The organism is Pseudomonas sp. RV120224-01b, from assembly GCF_003208145.1.
Lineage (GTDB): Bacteria > Pseudomonadota > Gammaproteobacteria > Pseudomonadales > Pseudomonadaceae > Aquipseudomonas > Aquipseudomonas monteilii.
Genome location: NZ_QKMQ01000001.1, coordinates 39257 through 53003, shown reverse-complemented (window position 1 = coordinate 53003; position 13747 = coordinate 39257). Strand labels below are relative to the sequence as shown.

Here is a 13747-nt window from a genome sequence, read left to right as displayed (position 1 = left end):
CGCGGCCCCTTTCATTTGGGCGGGAACAGTTCCAACTGCTCATGCGCCCCGCGCAAATCGCGCAACCTCACCCCCACCCCCAGCAAGCGTACCGGCTTGCCTCCACGGGCGAAGGCCTGCCCCAGCAACTGTCGATAGCTTTCCAGGTCTCTGCCCGCCCCGGCCTGCTCCATGGTTGTCTGGCTGAAGTCGTGGAACTTGACCTTGACGAAGGGTTTGTCCGGCCGGTAACTGCTGTCCATGCGGGCGATGCGCTCATTCAGGCTTTCCAGCAGCTCGGGCAGCCGCGCCAGGCAGCTGGCCAGGTCTGGAAGGTCGGTGTCGTAGGTGTTTTCCACACTCACCGACTGTCGACGGCTGTCGTTGTGCACCGCACGCTCGTCGATCCCCCGCGCAAGCCCCCACAAGCGCTCGCCAAAACTGCCAAACTCGCGCACCAGCGCCAGGCGCGACCATTCGCGCAGTTCCAGACAGGTTTCGATACCCAGCCGTGCCAGTTTGTCTGCCGTTACCTTGCCCACCCCGTGCAGCCTGGCCACCGGCAAGGCTGCCACGAACGCCTCCACTTCACCCGGGGTAATCACGAACAGGCCATTGGGCTTGCGCCAGTCGCTGGCAATCTTGGCCAGGAACTTGTTCGGCGCCACCCCCGCCGATACGGTGATATGCAAGGTACGGGCGACCCGCCGGCGAATATCCTCGGCAATACGCGTGGCGCTGCCCGAGTACCACTGGCTATCGCTCACGTCCAGATAGGCTTCGTCCAGCGACAACGGCTCGATCAACTCGGTGTAGTCGCGGAAAATGCTATGGATTTCGCGCGAGGCCTCCCGGTAAGCCTCGAAGCGCGGCTTGACGATCAGCAAGTCGGGGCACAGTTTAAGTGCATGGCGCGACGACATGGCCGAGCGCACACCATAGGCACGCGCCTCATAGTTACAGGTGGCGATCACCCCACGGTGGTCGGGCGAGCCCCCCACTGCCATAGGCCGACCGGCCAGGCGCGGGTCGTCACGCATCTCGATTGCAGCGTAGAAGCAATCGCAGTCGACGTGGATGATCTTGCGCAAGGACATGGATGACCGTCAGCACTGTAAATTCATACAGATAGTATCGCATGCGCCCTGCCCTGAAACAGCTACCCGCGCCAGCATTCGACAATTGGCCTGAAAGCCGCGCCGCGCCTGAGCTGCATCTTGCCGACGAGTGCTAAGGGTTTGAACAAAAAAGGTTTTTCCTGAATATTTGCTTGACAGCAGGAAGTAAATCCGTAGAATTCGATCTCACAGGCGCGGGATGGAGCAGCCTGGTAGCTCGTCGGGCTCATAACCCGAAGGTCGTCGGTTCAAATCCGGCTCCCGCAACCAGATTCAAGAAAAGGCCACTGTTAACACAGTGGCCTTTTTCTTTGCTCGCTAAAAAGCACAGCGAATAAAAACGCTCAAACCGAAGCCGAATGCTTGACATTCAATTGGCAGACTGTAGAATGCGCCCCTCTGACGCGGGATGGAGCAGCCTGGTAGCTCGTCGGGCTCATAACCCGAAGGTCGTCGGTTCAAATCCGGCTCCCGCAACCAGATTCAAGAAAAGGCCACTGTTAACACAGTGGCCTTTTTCTTTGCTCGCTAAAAAGCACAGCGAATAAAAACGCTCAAACCGAAGCCGAATGCTTGACATTCAATTGGCAGACTGTAGAATGCGCCCCTCTGACGCGGGATGGAGCAGCCTGGTAGCTCGTCGGGCTCATAACCCGAAGGTCGTCGGTTCAAATCCGGCTCCCGCAACCATATTCGTCAGAACAAACCCCGCCTGTTTAACAGCAGCGCGGGGTTTGTTGTTTCTACGCCCCTGCATTTCATCGCTTCATTTTCCCCGCCCCTCCAGCCATCCCGCAGGCTTGAGGCATCGTCCCCCGGATGAACTATCTTTAACCCTGCCAGGCCGCTGAAAGCGCCAAAGGCCGGAGTAATATTGGATACGTTTTCCTAAGGGACTTTCACTTGGCCGCACCTTCCCTCTACCTCGCGCAGCATGCCCGGGGCAACTCATGACTTCCCATAACCCCGAACCTCCGGTGCCGCTCGCCTCGGCACTGCCCGGTGCCGTGCAACGCCTGCCCTTGCTCGAACGCCTGAGCCGCTACCGCCAGCCCATCGGCCTGGCAGTGACCTTGGTGCTGTTCACCATGGCTTTGATTGCCTGCCGCCACCTGCTGAGCGAGCTGGATATCTATGCCTTGCACGACGCCATGCTCAGTGTGCCGACCCAGTCGTTGCTGGGCGCCTTTGTGGCGACGGTGGTGGGCTTCGTGATCCTGCTGGGTTACGAGTGGTCGGCCAGCCGCTATGCCGGGGTGAAGTTGCCAGTGCACAGCCTGGTGCTGGGCGGCTTCAGCGCCTTTGCCATCGGCAATGCCATCGGGCTGTCGATGCTGTCAGGCGGATCGGTGCGCTACCGGCTCTATGCACGCCAAGGGCTGGGGGCTGGCGAAGTCGCTCGCATGACGGTGTTTGCCAGCCTGTCGCTGGGCTGCGCGCTGCCTCCCCTGGCAGCCTTGGCGACCTTGAGCGACCTGCCGGCAGCGTCGGCTGCACTGGGGTTGGCGCCGGGCCTGCTGGCAGGCATCGCCACCGCCGTGCTGGTGGCCTCTGCCCTGCTGCTGTTCGGCTTGTACCGCCGGCGCCTGGCCGAGCAACCGCTGGCGAACAACCTGCTGGTACAGGTGGGCCGCCGCACGCTACGCCTGCCAGGCACACGGCTGGCGGCCCTGCAACTGCTGATCACCGCGCTGGATGTGGCAGCAGCCGCCACTGTCCTGTATCTGCTGCTGCCCGAAGCACCACCTTTCGGGGCATTCGTGCTGGTGTACCTGCTGGCGTTGGCCGCTGGCGTACTCAGCCATGTGCCGGGCGGCGTCGGGGTGTTCGAAGCGATCCTGCTGGCAGCCTTTGCCGACCAGCTCGGTGCTGCACCGCTGGCGGCCGCCCTGCTGCTGTACCGGCTGATCTACGTGGTACTGCCATTGCTGCTGGCCTGCGTACTGTTGCTGGCCAACGAAGCCCGGCGCCTGCTGTTCGCCCAGCAGGCCATCAAGGCAGCTTCCGGGCTGGCCGCACCGATCCTGTCGATTCTGGTATTCCTGTCCGGTGTGGTGCTGCTGTTCTCGGGCGCCACACCCGAAATCGACACGCGTCTGGAACACATGGGCTTCCTGGTGCCGCACCGGCTTATCGATGCCTCGCACTTCGGCGCCAGCCTGATCGGCGTGCTGTGCCTGCTGCTGGCCCAGGGCCTGCGTCGGCGCCTGTCCGCCGCCTGGTTGCTGACTACCGTGCTGTTGTTGGTGGGCGCCCTGCTGTCGCTGCTCAAGGGGTTTGACTGGGAAGAAGCGTGCCTGCTGACCTTCACCGCTACCCTGCTTGCCCTGTTCCGTCGCTCGTTCTACCGCCCCAGCCGCCTGCTGGAGTTGCCCTTCTCGCCGGTGTTCCTGGTGGCCAGTGCCTGCGCAGTCGGCGCTTCGGTGTGGCTGCTGCTGTTCGCCTACCAGGATGTGCCCTACAGCCATCAGCTGTGGTGGCAGTTCACCCTCGATGCCGATGCCCCACGCGGCCTGCGTGCCGCCATGGGCAGCGCCTTGCTGCTGGCCGCGGTGGCGCTGACCTGGCTGCTGCGCACCGCCCCTCCTGTGATCCACCTGCCCGACGAAGCGGAACTGCAGCGCGCCAACCGTATCTTGCTGGCTTCCGACCAGCCCGACGGCGGCCTGGCCCTGACGGGCGACAAAGCGTTGCTGTTCCACCCGCGTGACAATGCCTTCCTCATGTACGCGCGGCGTGGCCGCAGCCTGGTGGCCCTGTACGACCCCATCGGCCCGGCCCAGGAGCGCGCCGAGATGATCTGGCAGTTCCGCGACCTGTGCGACCTGCACCACGCTCGCCCGGTGTTCTACCAGGTACGTGCCGAGAACCTGCCGTTCTACATGGATATTGGCCTGACAGCGCTGAAGCTGGGTGAAGAAGCCCGTGTCGACCTGCGCCGCTTCGATCTGGAAGCCAAGGGCAAGGAGATGAAAGACCTGCGCTACACCTGGAATCGCGGTGGTCGCGACGGCCTGAGCCTGGAAATCCATGAACCCGGCCACGCCCCGCTGGCAGAGCTGAAGGAAATTTCCGATGCCTGGCTCGGCGGCAAGAACGTGCGTGAGAAAGGCTTTTCGTTGGGGCGCTTCAGCCCGGACTACCTGCAACACTTCCGCATCGCGCTGATTCGCTTCCAGGGCCGCCCGGTAGCCTTCGCCAACCTGCTGGAAACCCATGGCAACGAACTGGCAAGCCTCGACCTGATGCGTGCGCACCCCGAGGCCCCCAAGCTGACCATGGAGTTCATGATGATCGGCTTGATCCTGCACTACAAAAGCCATGACTACGCCCGCTTCAGCCTTGGCATGGTGCCGCTTTCCGGCCTGCAACCGCGGCGAGGTGCGCCCTTGACCCAGCGCCTGGGTTCGATGGTGTTCCGCCGGGGCGAGCAGTTGTACAACTTCCAGGGGCTTCGCCGCTTCAAGGACAAATTCCAACCGGACTGGGAACCCCGCTACATGGCCGTGCCGGCCGGGCTCGACCCGCTGGTAGCACTGGCCGACACCGCCGCCCTGATTGCAGGCGGCCTGACTGGATTGGTGAAACGTTGATGACCCGACGCTATTGGCTGTACCTGCTGGTTCCCCTGCTGCTGGCTGCCCTGGGTGGCGCGCTGGCGTTCTGGCTGTGGACGCGCCCGGCCCCCGAGGCGCGCCTGGAGCAACTGAGCATCAATGACACCCACATCACCCGGGTGACCCCTGGCGTGCACCCCAAGGCCCGGGTGGCCATTGGCGTACCGCAGGACCAGGCATTGACCGACAAGCAACTGCTGGACCTGAGCCAAGCCGGCGAAGCCCAGCTGGTGCAGGTGGTGCTGCCGCCGAACGACTGTAGCAAACAGCAGCAGGCCATGGACCAGGCCCTGGCAGAGCTGTCGGAAAAGCCGACGCTGGTCGCCGGCATAGGCCCTGGCGCCGCCCAGGCCTGGCGTTGGCTGGCCAGTCAGAGCGATGACAAGGCGCGGGCCATTTCAGTGGACTTCAGCCTGGAGCAACCCGGCTGTCAGGCCCCGCTGCCCAAGGCGGCACCTCATGGCCACTGGAACGTCGCCTGGAACGACAACCCGGATGACGCCAGCGCCGCTTTCGTACGTGACCAGGCCAACGCCGAAACCAGTATCAGCGACTACGACATCCACTTGCCACAAGTGCTCAAGGCCCAGCTGACCCAGGCCCTGGTTGGCCGTGACGGCAACGCCTTGGCTATTCCAGTGGTCGAGGTACCGGCCGGGCAGACCACCGACACGGTCACCCTGTTCCTCTCCGGTGATGGTGGCTGGCGCGACCTGGACCGTGATGTGGCCGGGGAAATGGCCAAGCTGGGCTACCCGGTGGTAGGCATCGACACGCTGCGCTACTACTGGCAGCACAAGACCCCGGAGCAAAGCGCCGCTGATCTGTCCGAGCTAATGCAACATTACCGGCAGAAGTGGGGCACCAAGCGCTTCGTGCTGACAGGTTATTCGTTCGGCGCCGATGTGCTGCCAGCCATCTATAACCGCCTGCCGGCAGAGGACCAACAGCGTATCGATGCCGTGATGCTGCTGGCGTTTGCCCGCAGTGGCAGCTTCGAGATCGAGGTCGAGGGCTGGTTGGGCAAAGAAGGCCAGGAAGCGCCTACCGGGCCAGAGATGGCCAGGCTGCCGGCGTCCAAGGTGGTGTGTGTGTATGGCGTTGAAGAGACCGATGAAAGCGGTTGCACGGAAAAGACGGCGGTGGGTGAGCGCCTGAAGCTGCCTGGCGGGCACCATTTCGACGAGAACTACCCGGCGCTGGCCAAGCGCTTGATTGGTGAGATCGAGACCCGCCAAGGTAAATCGAGCGTCGCCGAACAGAACTGACAATGACTGGGGCCGCTCTGCGGCCCATCGCTGGCAAGCCAGGCTCCCACAAGTACTGCGCAGACCTTCAGCATTGCGCGGTCCCTGTGGGAGCCTGGCTTGCCGGCGATGGGCTGCAAAGCAGCCCCTTGGCAATCAGATCTCGACCTGGGTCCCCAGCTCGATCACCCGGTTCAGCGGCAGGTTGAAGAAGCGCAGGTTACCGTTGGCATTCTTCAACAGGAACGCAAACAGGTTGCCCCGCCAGCGCGACATCCCCTCCAGCCGTGAAGCAATCACCGTTTCGCGGCTGAGGAAATAGGTGGTACGCATCGGGGTGAAATCCAGGTCGTCCAGGTGGCACAGTTTCAATGCCGCCGGCACGTCCGGTTCGTCCATGAAGCCAAAGTGCAGCAGCACACGGAAGAACCCATCACCGTATGCCTCCACCTCGAAGCGCTCCTGCTCCGGCACGCGCGGCCGGTCTTCACTGACGACCGTCAGCAGTACCACCTGGCTGTGAAGCACCTGGTTGTGCAGCATGTTGTGCAACAGCGCATGAGGCACTGCATCGGCCCGTGCGGTGAGGAACACCGCCGTGCCTTCGACCCGATGTGGCGGCTGAATGCGGATACTGCTGATGAACAGCTGCAGCGGCAGCGCGCCTTCGTCGATACGCTCGACCAGTATCTGCTTGCCGCGCTTCCAGGTACTCATCAGCAGGAACAGCACACCACCCGCCAACACCGGGAAGGCACCGCCCTGGACGATTTTCGGCACGTTGGCAGCGAAGAACAGCCCGTCGACGAACAAGAAGCCCACCAGGATCGGTACCGCCAGCACAGGCGGCCATTTCCACAGCAGCAACATGACGGCCGACACCAGAATAGTGGTCATCAGCATGGTGCCGGTCACCGCCACACCGTAGGCCGCCGCCAGGGCGCCGGACGACTCGAAACCGATCACCAGCAGCACCACGCCGACCATCAGCGTCCAGTTCACCGCCCCAATGTAAATCTGCCCCTGCTCGTCGCTGGAGGTGTGCTGGATCTGCATACGTGGAATGTAGCCCAGCTGGATGGCCTGGCGGGTCAGGGAGAACGCCCCCGAGATTACCGCTTGCGAGGCGATCACCGTGGCCATGGTCGCCAACCCGACCAACGGCAGCAATGCCCAGCCCGGCGCCAGCAGGTAGAACGGGTTGCGGGCTGCGTCCGGGTTTTGCAGCAGCAGTGCACCCTGGCCGAAATAGTTCAGCACCAACGCGGGCAGCACCAGGATGAACCAGGCCCGGGCGATCGGCTTGCGGCCAAAGTGGCCCATGTCAGCGTACAGCGCCTCGGCACCGGTCAACGCCAGCACCACTGCGCCGAGAATGGCCACGCCCATGCCGGGGTGCACCACGAAGAAGTTGATCGCCCAACCCGGGTTGAAGGCCTTGAGCACTTCCGGGCTCTGCGAGATGCCATGCACACCCAGCGCGCCCAGTACCACGAACCAGGTGACCATGATAGGGCCGAACAGCTTGCCGATTTTCTCGGTACCGTGCTTCTGCACCAGGAACAATGCCACCAGCACCACCAGCGAAATCGGCACCACCCAGTGGTCGATACCGTCAAACGCCAGGCCCATGCCCTCTACCGCCGACAGCACCGACACCGCCGGGGTGATCATGCTGTCGCCATAGAACAGCGAAGCGCCGATCAGGCCGCAGATCACCATCAGCGTGCGCAACCGCGGGTAGGCCGCCGTGGCCCGCCGTGCCAGTGCGGTCAGGGCCATGGTGCCGCCCTCGCCCTGGTTGTCGGCGCGCAGGATGAACATCACGTACTTGAACGACACCACCCACAACAGCGACCACAGGATCAGCGACAGGATACCCAGCACGCCATCATGGTTGACCGGCACCCCGTAACCGCCGGTGAAGACTTCCTTCAGGGTGTACAACGGGCTGGTGCCGATATCGCCATAAACCACCCCGACCGCCGCCACGAGCAGGCCCAGCGACCGCGCCGCGCCCTGCTTCCCCTCGTGCCCGCCCTCGGCGTGACTGCTTGCCTGAACCATCGACCACTCCCGCAGACGGCCTTATAGGCCAGTAGAATTCTCACCTGCGCCGAAGTAACACTGACACCCCGGACGCAATGGCGCGAAGCATAGCGCAGCGTTCGTCGATTTTCTGCTGGTCCGCCTCTGTCAGAGCAAGATGGCGGCCAACACTAAAGGTCCAGACACTGCATGGGTATGCCCAAGGCAGCGGCAATCTTTTCGCGAGTAGCCTTACGCGGGCGCTCTGCTGTTTCTTGCTGGGCATAGGCTGACTGCGAGATCCCCAGGCGCTGGGCAACTTCAGCCTGAGTAAGGTCCAGATGCCGGCGCCAGGCGGCGATGGCGGTCATGCCGTCCTTCACCATATAGCCAACCACCTCGTTGGGCACCAGGTCCGGTTGGGGACGGCTGGCGATGTAATCGGCATAGGGCAACACGACGAAGGCAGGACGACCGTCGGCGTCATTGATGATCTGTACATTAGTAGGTGTGCTCATCGCGCTTCTTGACCTCCTCGATGCTGACAATTTTCACGCCTCCATCCCAGTCGAACAGAACCCGGTAGTTACCTACCCTTAGCCGGTAACCATAATGGTGGTTGACCAGCGCCTTGACGCTTTGAGCGTGCAGCATGTGCGCCAACGCCTGAACGGCGTCGTAGACCTTGGGTTGATCAACCTTGTCGATTTTCCTGAGTTGCTTCACTGCTTTGCGTGACCAGTTGATCGTATTCATATCCACGCCAGTCTTATAAGAAAACTATAAGAATTGAATAAGTTCAAGAAAAGGTTTCATAGGCGTGAAAGAGGGTGATGACAGGAGCTCATCGGTTCAAGGGGAGGCATTGCCTGGCTATGTTTCGAGGTTTTACCAGTCGTGCACAGTCCGGTTGGCTTGCATAGCGCAGCGTTCGTCGTATTTCTGCTGGTCAAGCGACGTTACGCTCGCTAGAATTGCGCACTTTTTGATCAGAGGCGCCCAAAGCGCCCGTCAAGATCGCCCCCGATTCCGGCCGGGCGACCTGCATTCAATACCGAGGTTAGTCATGTCCACCACGCCCGCCACCCCCAAGGTAGGTTTCGTAAGCCTGGGTTGCCCTAAAGCCCTGGTCGATTCCGAGCGCATCCTGACCCAGCTGCGCATGGAAGGCTATGAAGTCGTGCCCACCTACGAGGACGCCGACGTGGTGGTGGTCAACACCTGCGGCTTCATCGACAGCGCCAAGGCAGAATCGCTGGAAGTGATCGGCGAAGCGATCAAGGAAAACGGCAAGGTCATCGTCACCGGCTGCATGGGTGTCGAAGAAGGCAGCATCCGTGATGTGCACCCGAGCGTGCTGTCGGTCACCGGCCCGCAGCAGTACGAGCAGGTGGTCAACGCCGTGCACGAAGTGGTACCGCCACGCCAGGACCACAACCCGCTGATCGACCTGGTGCCGCCTCAGGGCGTCAAGCTGACCCCGCGCCACTACGCGTACCTGAAAATTTCCGAAGGCTGCAACCACAGCTGCAGCTTCTGCATCATCCCGTCGATGCGTGGCAAGCTGGTCAGCCGCCCGGTAGGTGAAGTGCTGAGCGAGGCCGAGCGCCTGGTCAAGGCCGGGGTGAAGGAGATCCTGGTGATTTCCCAGGACACCAGCGCCTATGGCGTCGACGTCAAGTACAAGACCGACTTCTGGAACGGCCGCCCGGTCAAGACCCGCATGCTCGAATTGTGCGAAGCACTGAGCAGCCTGGGCGCCTGGGTACGCCTGCACTACGTGTACCCGTACCCGAACGTCGACGACGTGATCCCGCTGATGGCCGCCGGCAAGATCCTGCCGTACCTGGACATCCCGTTCCAGCACGCCAGCCCGAAAGTGCTCAAGTCGATGAAGCGCCCGGCCTTCGAAGACCGCACCCTGGCGCGCATCAAGAACTGGCGCGAACAGTGCCCCGAGCTGGTGATCCGTTCCACCTTCATCGTCGGCTTCCCGGGCGAAACCGAGGAAGACTTCCAGTACCTGCTGGACTGGCTGACCGAAGCCCAGCTGGACCGCGTGGGCTGCTTCCAGTACTCGCCGGTAGAAGGCGCACCGGCCAACGACCTGGGCCTGGAAGAAGTGCCGGACGACATCAAGCAGGACCGCTGGGACCGCTTCATGGCCCACCAGCAGGCCATCAGCGCCGCCCGCCTGCAACTGCGCATCGGCAAGGAAATCGACGTGCTGATCGACGAAGTCGAGGAGCAAGGTTCGGTTGGCCGCAGCTTCTTCGATGCCCCGGAAATCGACGGCAGCGTGTTCATCGACGGCGATCATGGCTTCAAGCCAGGCGACAAAGTGCGCTGCCGTGTGGTGGATGCCGACGAGTACGACATGTGGGCCGAGCCTATCTAAAGCGGCTGAAACACTGAAAAGCCCCTGCCCCGGTAATCCGGCGCAGGGGCTTTTTTGTCAGAACGTGTGAAACAGCATCAGCCCCCCCTCTGCATCCGGGCTGGCGTCCGAAAAGCCTTTGACCGCATACAGTTGCACTTTCCATTGCGGGTTGAGCTTGTGGGTCAGGAACAAGGTCAGTTCCTTGATCTGCGACCCTGTCGAGACCACCTTCTGCCGCCAGTCGTAGGACGCGCCCGCCGACGTGCCAGTAGCCACAGGTATGGCAAAGCCGAGGCTGGCGAATACCGGGTCGTCGAAATCGCTGTCGGGTGGGTCGCCGAATTTCTTCCAGCCCAGTGTCGCGAAGCCGGTGACCGGGCCAAAGCCCTTGGTGATGTCGACCTGGGCGGTGTAGTCGTATTCGCCGGTACCCAGGCACTGGTCTTCATCGGCAGTGGGGAATTTGACCTTGCCGATCAGGTCCAGCATCAGGCCGCCGTCACTGCCATCGAGCAGGGCGTACCCGGCACTGGCAACCGTGTCGCCCAGCCCGCTCTCCACATCCCGGCAACCGCCGGGCAAGGGGTCACCATTCGGGCCGACTTCCGGGTTGGTGATGCGTAACCAGGGCACGGTGACCTTGTAGGTCATGGGGCCGGTTTCATACTTGCCGACCACGGGCACGTACCAGATTTCCGACGTGGTACCCGTGCCATAGTCGCCGCTTGAATAGTCCATGCCGATGGCCGCGCTGAAGGTGTCAGCCAAGGTTGATGCGCTGGTGCATGACAGCAGGCAGGCGAGAAGCGGGAGGGTCGGTCTCATCGGCACCTCGGAATCCCGTCGGGAAGTGTGAGCGGACATACCCAGCCTAGTTGCCTAACGCCCGGAACGCTCCGGATGCTCGACTTTTTCGGCGGTCTCTATCTTCTCCGGCTTTTCGACTTTCTCGACTTTCTCGACTTTTTCAACCTTCTCGACCTTTTCAGGCTTTTCGACTTTCTCTACTTTTTCGGGCTTTTCGACCTTCTCGACTTTCTCTACCTTCTCGACTTTTTCAACCTTCTCGACCTTTTCAGGCCTCTCGACTTTCTCCACCTTTTCGACTTTCTCTACTTTTTCGACCTTCTCAACCTTCTCGGCCTTTTCTACCTTTTCGACTTCGACCCGCTCTACCCGGTCAGAACGACCGCTGTTGCTGCTTTCAGGCTGCTCTACCGTTTCGACATGCTCTGTCTTGCCAGACTTGTCCACGCTGTCTGACTTGCCGTGCCCGCTGGCGTCCTCAATGTCGCTGCCACCGCTGTGATCCTCACGGCCTTCGGTGCCAACAGCGGTCGCTTCGCGTGTGCCATGGCCACTGTTGCCGGAACTTCCGGAATCACTGCTGCCGTGCTCGCTGCCACGCCCCGAATGGCCTCTGTCCGGGTTGTCGGCGCGGTCATACTGGAACTCCACACGCGTTGCCCGCAGTTCGTGAGCGCCATTGAGTACACCACTCACCCGCACACGCTGATCGAGCGCCAACGCCGCCGCCGGTTTACCAACGATCACGGTGCCCTGCCCCAGCGTCACATTGATGCCTGCAACCACCAGTTGCCGAGCCTGCGCGCGCTGCACCAGCCCTTCGACCACCGCCTGCTGCACACGGCCAGCAAACGGCAGGCTCGGGTCAGGGCGGGTTTGCGCCACTTCCAGTTGACGCCCGGTCCACTGGCCGCGCACCAGCAGTTCCCGTGCCGGGGCTACGCGGGTACCCAGTTGCAGCCCTTGAAGGCTACCAGGGCGATCAATCGCACCAATGGCACTGGCCTCTCGCAGCCCCGGGGCCCGTTCGATACGGGTCGCCACCACTTCGCCCCTGGCATCGCGCAAGCCGCTGACCCGGACCGGCTCGCCCGGGCGCAGCCCTTCCGCCACCCGCGCGCCTGCGGCAAGGCGCACCGGTTGCCCCATCACCCGCAGCGGGGCCGAAGCGCTGGGGAGCGCCGTCAGCGGCCCTTCGTAGGCGTTGAGGATCGAGATACGCCCAGCCTGCAGGCCGCGCTGGGTGGCAATGGCCTCCACCGCCACAACCTGCCCGATGGCCAGGTGAGCACTGCTGGCCGGTGCACCGTTCTGACTCACCGGTACGTCTTTGCCATAGTGCACTTCCATGCCATTGACGCAGATCGAGGCAAACCCGGTGATGGTGCCGACAATGCCGGTACCACCAGTACCGCCCGGGCGCAGGATTGGCGCACCGGTACCGCCAACACCGCCACTGCTGTGATCGAAGTAGGTGCCGTCCACACCCTCGGCCACTGCACCCGTACCGCCTGTGCCACCGGGGCGCTGCGGATGCGGTGCGCCAGTGCCGCCAACGCCACCGTTTTCACTGCGCACACCGGTGCCGCCCGTCCCTCCCGGAAACTGCATGCCTGCGGCACCGGCCATCCCCACTTCATCACGGCTGACACACACCGGCGCTGCGGCCACCTCGGCAGGCGCCATCAGGTTCAACCCGAAAACCAGGGCGAGCGTGATGGCACTGAGGCAGCGCGCAAGAGAAGTCATGGGCCGGGTGTCTTCGACAAATCGGGTTGGGTAGCTTCAGTGTAGAAATAAAGCCCTACGGTGATGCGCTGACGTTGCTCGACGGCGGGCTCATCAGCGCCCTCCAGCTCTGCTGCAAGCCGGCTGAAAGCAAGCAGCGTCTGCATGCCATCCGTGGAAACCACTTCACGCACGTGTTCGACGCTGGCCAGGCTCAAGGCATCATAGTGAACGCTGCGCTCAAAGAACGGCTGACCTTCGCCACTGAGGTTGTGCACCGCTGCGCAGGCATGGTCATGCAGGTTGTGGCCAAAGTAGGCGACTTTTTCATCGAAACCCGTCTGCGGCACGAATGCCTGGGCCTCCAGGTGCACACGATCCTGCTCGTCGAGCCGGACGATGCCAAGGCGTAACCACTCATCCAGCACAACCCGGCCACGGATATCGGTGCTGACCTTGGCCACCAGGGCATCGAATGAACAGTCGCCGCCGACACTGGCCAAACGCGGCAGTGCCAGCGCCTGGCCTGGTGCCGAGCAGAACGGCGGGCTGGTGGTCCATACATTGACCAGCTGTGCACCCAGGGTGATGTTTGCCGGCAGGGCTGCGAGCGCTGTGCCGCCTTCACTGCGAATCCGCCGGACGTCCTTGCGGTGTACGCCTGTGAGCAGGCTGATACGGCTGTCGGTGGGCGGGGTGCCGTCCAGGCGAAACTCGCGATGGGCTACGTCGACGAACACGTCCTTGAGCAGGTCGGCGAACATCGTGTAGGTCACCCCCTTGCGCAACATCAAGCGCACCAGCGGACGCATGACACGCCGCAGTGCGCTTAACATCGAAGGG

At 62.6% G+C, this 13747-nt stretch carries 10 protein-coding genes and 3 tRNA genes; 6 read left to right on the top strand and 7 right to left on the bottom strand.

Translation table 11 applies throughout. The features are described 5' to 3' along the window. Nucleotides 1–11: 11 nt before the first annotated feature. Nucleotides 12–1070, bottom strand: coding sequence for a DNA polymerase IV (dinB, locus tag N436_RS00250; protein WP_164525228.1), 1059 nt, complete (start codon nt 1068–1070; stop codon nt 12–14). A 220-nt stretch (nt 1071–1290) separates the two neighbouring features. Here dinB and N436_RS00245 point away from each other — a divergent pair. From N436_RS00245 to N436_RS00225, 5 genes are all read left to right on the top strand, one after another. Then, a tRNA-Met gene (locus N436_RS00245) sits at nt 1291–1367 on the top strand. Between the two features lie 133 nt (nt 1368–1500). Next, a tRNA-Met gene (locus N436_RS00240) sits at nt 1501–1577 on the top strand. A gap of 133 nt (nt 1578–1710) precedes the next feature. After that, a tRNA-Met gene (locus N436_RS00235) sits at nt 1711–1787 on the top strand. Nucleotides 1788–2047: 260 nt separating this feature from the next. After that, on the top strand, nt 2048–4690 hold the full coding sequence (mprF, locus tag N436_RS00230; RefSeq protein ID WP_110740170.1) for a bifunctional lysylphosphatidylglycerol flippase/synthetase MprF: 2643 nt from the start codon (nt 2048–2050) through the stop codon (nt 4688–4690). Then, on the top strand, nt 4690–5982 hold the full coding sequence (locus N436_RS00225) for a virulence factor family protein (protein WP_105945497.1): 1293 nt from the start codon (nt 4690–4692) through the stop codon (nt 5980–5982). The genes mprF and N436_RS00225 overlap by 1 nt, the downstream gene beginning before the upstream one ends. Nucleotides 5983–6117: 135 nt before the next feature. Here N436_RS00225 and N436_RS00220 read toward each other — a convergent pair whose 3' ends face one another. The 3 genes from N436_RS00220 to N436_RS00210 all read right to left on the bottom strand — a co-directional run bounded on the left by N436_RS00220 (nt 6118) and on the right by N436_RS00210 (nt 8745). Then, nucleotides 6118–8028 carry a potassium transporter Kup gene (locus tag N436_RS00220; protein WP_105945498.1) on the bottom strand — a complete coding sequence of 637 codons (1911 nt, stop codon included), beginning with the start codon at nt 8026–8028 and terminating at the stop codon, nt 6118–6120. A 152-nt stretch (nt 8029–8180) separates the two neighbouring features. Further along, a complete protein-coding gene (locus N436_RS00215) occupies nt 8181–8507 on the bottom strand; it encodes a helix-turn-helix domain-containing protein (protein ID WP_110740169.1) in 327 nt (108 codons plus the stop codon). Then, the gene (locus N436_RS00210; protein WP_110740168.1) at nt 8491–8745 is read right to left on the bottom strand and encodes a type II toxin-antitoxin system RelE/ParE family toxin; all 255 of its coding nucleotides are present in this window, start codon (nt 8743–8745) and stop codon (nt 8491–8493) included. Before N436_RS00210 ends, N436_RS00215 begins: the two co-directional genes overlap by 17 nt. A 310-nt stretch (nt 8746–9055) precedes the next feature. On the opposite strand from N436_RS00210, the gene rimO reads away from it, so the two are divergent. Then, on the top strand, nt 9056–10387 hold the full coding sequence (rimO, locus tag N436_RS00200; RefSeq protein ID WP_060498611.1) for a 30S ribosomal protein S12 methylthiotransferase RimO: 1332 nt from the start codon (nt 9056–9058) through the stop codon (nt 10385–10387). 57 nt (nt 10388–10444) lie between these two features. Here the strand turns inward: rimO and N436_RS00195 are convergent, their stop codons facing one another. The 3 genes from N436_RS00195 to N436_RS00185 are packed head-to-tail and all read right to left on the bottom strand — an operon-like array spanning nt 10445 to nt 13716. Next, nucleotides 10445–11194, bottom strand: coding sequence for a hypothetical protein (locus N436_RS00195; protein ID WP_105945499.1), 750 nt, complete (start codon nt 11192–11194; stop codon nt 10445–10447). A gap of 54 nt (nt 11195–11248) precedes the next feature. Continuing rightward, a complete protein-coding gene (locus tag N436_RS00190) occupies nt 11249–12925 on the bottom strand; it encodes a DUF5666 domain-containing protein (RefSeq protein ID WP_110740167.1) in 1677 nt (558 codons plus the stop codon). After that, a complete protein-coding gene (locus N436_RS00185; RefSeq protein WP_110740166.1) occupies nt 12922–13716 on the bottom strand; it encodes a DUF6502 family protein in 795 nt (264 codons plus the stop codon). The genes N436_RS00190 and N436_RS00185 overlap by 4 nt, the downstream gene beginning before the upstream one ends. Nucleotides 13717–13747 lie beyond the last annotated feature (31 nt).